The sequence below is a fragment of the Micromonospora sp. NPDC049580 genome (genome assembly GCF_040675595.1).
Lineage (GTDB): Bacteria > Actinomycetota > Actinomycetes > Mycobacteriales > Micromonosporaceae > Micromonospora.
Window position 1 is genome coordinate 1 of the sequence record NZ_JBFAPG010000508.1, and the last position, 4490, is coordinate 4490.

Consider the following 4490-nt stretch of genomic DNA (forward strand, 5'->3'; position numbering starts at 1 on the left):
GGTGGCCGCGAGAGCGACCACCGGGCCGAGCGCCTGACGGCTACTCGCTGCGGGCGGTCTCCGGCCCGGTGATGCGTTGCAGCAGCGGCAACGTGGAGGCGATGACGCCGAGGCAGGCGACCAGCCCGACGACGACGATCACGTAGAAGCGCGGCCCCGGCGCGACCAGCGTGTAGTCCATCTGTGCCCGCAGGAACAGATGCGCGGCGAGCAGGCCCATCCCGATGGCGAGCGCGGCGACGGCGAGCATCGGTACGGCGCTCTCCAGCGCCACCACCCGTCGCAGGACCCGCACCGGAGCGCCGCTGAGGCGCAGCAGGCTGAACGGACGGCGGCGTTCGGTCAGGCCGCCGATGACGCTCACCGCGAGGCTGCACCCGCCGAGCGCGAGGCTGGCGATGATGATGACGTTGGCCAGTTGTTCCCAGCCGCGCAGCGTGTCGGCGAAGTCCGACTCGAAGTCGCCGGGCACGTTCGGCCCCACCCAGAAGGTCGGGAAGGCGACCTCCAGCACGGTGCGGACGCGCTCGATGGTTGCGGCGGAGCCGTCCGTGCCGACGCTTATCGATCCGACCGGTAGCCGGTGGAGGTCGTCGAGGGTGAGAGACGCGGCGGGCCAGACCGTCGCGGGTGACGCCGACTCCCGCCAGCGGCTGAGGCCTATCGGCACCTCGATGACGCTCGCGCCCTCGGCGCACCGGCCGTACGCGCTCGGGAGGTCGGCGCACGCCAACAATCCGCCCTCGCCACCGCTGATCATGTCCGGGTCTTCCCGGATGGCGGTCGCGGACCGCACGCCGCTGATCGCCCGCAACTCGGCGAAGAGCGTGTCCGGCACCGACGTCGCCTTCTCGTCGAAGACGGTGGTGACCGTGCCGGCGTCGGTCGAGCCGACCGGGGCCGGGCCACGTTCATCGACGATCGTGGTGATCACGCCGACGGCCACGCTCGTGACGAAGAGCGCGAGCATGATGCCGCTGATCGCCCGGAAGCCGGCCTTCGGGTTGTCGGCGAGGCGTCGCGCGGCGATGAGCGTGGCCGGACGGTTGGCGTACCGGGCCATCACCCGGGCACCGACCATCGTCAACCACGGGCCGGCGAAGACCAGGCCGGCCATGATGAGCAGCAGGCCGGGCAGGAAGATCGCGGTCTGACCGTCGGACGACTCGGGCCGGTAGCCGAGCGCGAACACCAGCACGGCGACACCGAGCAGCATCGGGATCAGCCGGTACGCGCGCGGCGCGCGGGGGGTGACCCGCCGGGTCACGCCCAGCGGCGAGATCCGTACGCGGCGCAGCGAGACCTGGGCGGCCAGCGCCGCGCCGGCCGGGACGCCGAGCGCCACGAGCAGGACGTTCAGCAGGCCCAGGGACATGTCGCCGGGGAAGAACGGCATGCCGGTGAACGGGATGCCCGCGAGCGAGCCCCGGAACGCGTAGAACAGGCCGAAGCCGACGGCGGTGCCGGCGACGGCGGCGGCCGCCGCCTCCACCGCGGCGACCGTCGAGATCTGCCGGGGGGTCGCGCCGACCAGGCGCATCGCGGCGAAACGCTGCTCCCGGCGGGCGGCGCTGAGCCGGGTCGCGGTGCCGATGAAGATCAGCACCGGGAAGAGCAGCCCGCCGGCGATCACACCCAGGATGAGGTTCACCGTGGTCTCGGGGAGGGCGGGCTTGTCATCGAGGTTGGCGACCTGCCGGGAGTTGGGCAGCTTGGCGACGCTGTCCGGCGTGCCGCCCACGATGGCGAGCAGCGCGTCCGGTGAGGTCAACCCGGACGGTCCGACGGTGCCCAGGTCACGCCCCGGGTATCGGTCGGCCAGCTGATCGGCCGGCTGTGCCGCGAACAGTTCCCGCAGCGCCGGCGAGACGTAGAATTCGCCGGGGCCCGGAGTGCTCGGGATCCCGGCCGGGGTGGGCGCGGTCGGTCCGTTGGCGGCGACGTCGATCCGGAGGATCTGCTTGCTGTGGAAGAAGTCGTCCCGCGTCGACCACCACAGTGGATCGGCGGCGCCGGCGGTGGAGGCCTGGGGATAGATCGACGCGTAGCGGGTGAGCTGGGCGTCGACCGCGTTGACCCCGGCGAGGGTGGTCAGCAGCAGCCCGCTGCCGATCGTGACGGCGGCGGCGATGACGAGCAGGCGGGTGAGTGCCTCCCGGCCGCCAGCCAGGGCGAGGCGGAGCCCGAAGCGGATCATGAGGCGATCCGGTCCGGAGCGTTGACGCGCCCGTCGCGCACCATGACCTCGCGGTCGGCGTACGCGGCGATTCTGGGTTCGTGGGTGACCAGGATGACCGTGGTGCCCTGCTCGCGGGCGGCGCCGACCAGCAGGTCCATGACGTGCTCGCCGGTGAGCGAGTCGAGCGCGCCGGTCGGCTCGTCGGCGAAGAGCACCCGCGGCTCGGCGACCAGGCCCCGGGCCAGGGCGACGCGTTGCGCCTGCCCGCCGGACAACTCGCCCGAGCGCCGCTGCTCCAGGCCGTCCAGGCCGAGGCGCGCGAACCAGGCGTACGCCTTGGGCAACGCCTGCTTGCGGTGTACGCCACTGAGCAGCAGGGGCAGGGCGACGTTCTCCACCGCGGTCAGCTCGGGGACGAGTTGGCCGAACTGGAACACGAAGCCGAACCGGTCGCGGCGCAGGCTGCTGCGCTGGGTCTCGGGCATGGCGTCGACCCGGGCCCCGTCGAAGAGGATCTCGCCGGAGCTGGGCACGAGGATGCCCGCCAGGCAGTGCAGCAGAGTGGACTTGCCCGAGCCGCTGGGGCCCATGACGGCGAGGATCTCGCCCGCCTCCACGGCGACGCTGGCGCCGCGCAGGGCGGGTGTCTGGCCGAAGGCGAATTCCACGTCCCGTGCTTCGATCACGACGCTCATGGCCGCACCTCTTTCCGCAGGGCGTCCAGGCGGGCGCCGGTCATCTCGATCCACCGGAGGTCCGCCTCCAGGTGGTACAGGCCGTGGTCGGCGAGCAGCGCGTCGACCAGGCTGCCGGCGCGCTTGATCTCGGTCAGCTCACGCATCCGCTGCAGGTGCGCGCTGCGCTGGGTGTCGAGGTACTCGGCGGCCGGCCGGTCGAGCATCAGCGCGAGCACGACCTTGGCGAAGAGCACCGTCTGCAGGTGCGGCTCCGGGTCGACCGGCTGGGTCAGCCACTGCTCGACCTCGGTCGCGCCGACGTCGGTGATGACGTAGCGCTTGCGGTCGGGGCCCGAGCCGGGCGCGACGTCGCTGATCACCACCTTGCCGTCGCGGGCCAGGCGGCTGAGGGTGGAGTAGACCTGGCCGAACGGCAGTGGCTTGCCCCGACCGAAGAACGCGTCGTAGTCGCGCTTCAGGTCGTAGCCGTGGCTGGGCTCCCGTTCGAGGAGGCCGAGAAGGGTCAGAGGCACGCTCATGCCAGGAGACTACCCCGAGGGTATACCTCGCGTATATACCCTCGGGGTGTTCTCGGTTGGCCCCTTGCTCAGGGCATGGCGTGCGGAGGTCAGCCCAGCAGGGCGCGGGCCAGGGCGTAGCCGGTGGTGGCCGCGGCGAGCCCGGCCGCGACGCTGCCGAGCACGTTGGCCAGCGCGAGCAGCCGATGACCACCCTTGGTCAGCCGCAACGTCTCGTAGCTGAAGGTGGAGTAGGTGGTCAGGGCGCCGCAGAACCCGGTGCCGAGCAGCGCGCTGACCGCGGGGTCGACCGGCCACCCGACCAGGACGCCGAGCAGCAGCGACCCGACCACGTTGACGCTGAACGTGCCCCAGGGGAACGCCGAGGCGTGGCGGGACTGCACGGCCCGGTCGGTGAGGTAGCGCAGCGGCGCGCCGACGGCCGCCCCCAGGGCGATGAGCAGCACGGTCATCGGGCGACCCGGCGTCGCAGCAGTCCGGTGGCGGCGGCGTCGCCCAACCCGACCGCGACGAGCGCCCCGAGCACCGTCGCGGCCAGGTACGCCAGCGCGACGCCCGGTGCGCCCGCCACGAGGGCCTGCTGGACGTCGACCGCGTAGGTGGAGAACGTGGTGAACCCGCCGAGCACCCCGACCCCGAGGAACGGGCGGGCCAGCGGGTGCCCACCGCCGAGGTGCCCGAGCACCGCCATCAGCACACCGATCAGCAGGCAGCCGGACACGTTGACGCCGAACGTCGCCCACCCGAAGGCGGTCGGCGCGTGCGGGGCGACGTGTTGCAGACCGGCCCGGGCCAGCGCGCCGAGCGCCCCGCCGGCCGCGATCACGGCGAGAATCGTCGCGGGGTGCGCGGTCAGCTCGCGGCGGTCGGCGGGGACCCGCAGGTCGACGTCGGGGTCGGTACGCGGCTCGAACGGCTCTGGCACGGCTCCTCAGCGTAGTGCCGGCGCCAGCCGGCGTTGACGCACCGCCGGCGCTGGCCGCCTTCACGCACCGCCGGCGCTGGCCGCCTTGACCCGCTGCCGGCGCTGGCGGCCTCAACCCGCAGCCGGCGCCGGCCGGTGTCAACCCGCTGCCGGCGCGCGGCGGCGTCAAC

Annotated in this window: 5 protein-coding genes; all 5 read right to left on the bottom strand. The window is 73.1% G+C overall.

Going from position 1 to position 4490, the window contains the following annotated elements; translation table 11 throughout:
• Positions 1-40: 40 nt before the first annotated feature.
• On the bottom strand, positions 41-2197 hold the full coding sequence (locus AB0J68_RS27990) for an FtsX-like permease family protein (RefSeq protein ID WP_363941366.1): 2157 nt from the start codon (positions 2195-2197) through the stop codon (positions 41-43).
• Complete coding sequence (locus AB0J68_RS27995; RefSeq protein WP_355065307.1) at positions 2194-2874, bottom strand: ABC transporter ATP-binding protein; 681 nt, start codon at positions 2872-2874, stop codon at positions 2194-2196. Before AB0J68_RS27995 ends, AB0J68_RS27990 begins: the two co-directional genes overlap by 4 nt.
• Positions 2871-3395 (bottom strand): PadR family transcriptional regulator, encoded by a 525-nt coding sequence (locus tag AB0J68_RS28000; RefSeq protein WP_354862237.1) that lies wholly within the window; start codon positions 3393-3395, stop codon positions 2871-2873. Before AB0J68_RS28000 ends, AB0J68_RS27995 begins: the two co-directional genes overlap by 4 nt.
• A gap of 89 nt (positions 3396-3484) precedes the next feature.
• The gene (gene crcB / locus AB0J68_RS28005) at positions 3485-3847 is read right to left on the bottom strand and encodes a fluoride efflux transporter CrcB (RefSeq protein ID WP_354862238.1); all 363 of its coding nucleotides are present in this window, start codon (positions 3845-3847) and stop codon (positions 3485-3487) included.
• The gene (locus tag AB0J68_RS28010; protein WP_354862240.1) at positions 3844-4320 is read right to left on the bottom strand and encodes a CrcB family protein; all 477 of its coding nucleotides are present in this window, start codon (positions 4318-4320) and stop codon (positions 3844-3846) included. The genes crcB and AB0J68_RS28010 overlap by 4 nt, the downstream gene beginning before the upstream one ends.
• Between the last annotated feature and the right edge of the window lie 170 nt (positions 4321-4490).

Bases quoted from the DNA above. Each gene is read 5' to 3' on its own strand.
- AB0J68_RS28000 (WP_354862237.1), bottom strand. From the start codon at position 3,395: ATGAGCGTGCCTCTGACCCTTCTCGGCCTCCTCGAACGGGAGCCCAGC.
- AB0J68_RS27990 (WP_363941366.1), bottom strand. From the start codon at position 2,197: ATGATCCGCTTCGGGCTCCGCCTCGCCCTGGCTGGCGGCCGGGAGGCA.
- crcB (WP_354862238.1), bottom strand. From the start codon at position 3,847: ATGACCGTGCTGCTCATCGCCCTGGGGGCGGCCGTCGGCGCGCCGCTG.
- AB0J68_RS27995 (WP_355065307.1), bottom strand. From the start codon at position 2,874: ATGAGCGTCGTGATCGAAGCACGGGACGTGGAATTCGCCTTCGGCCAG.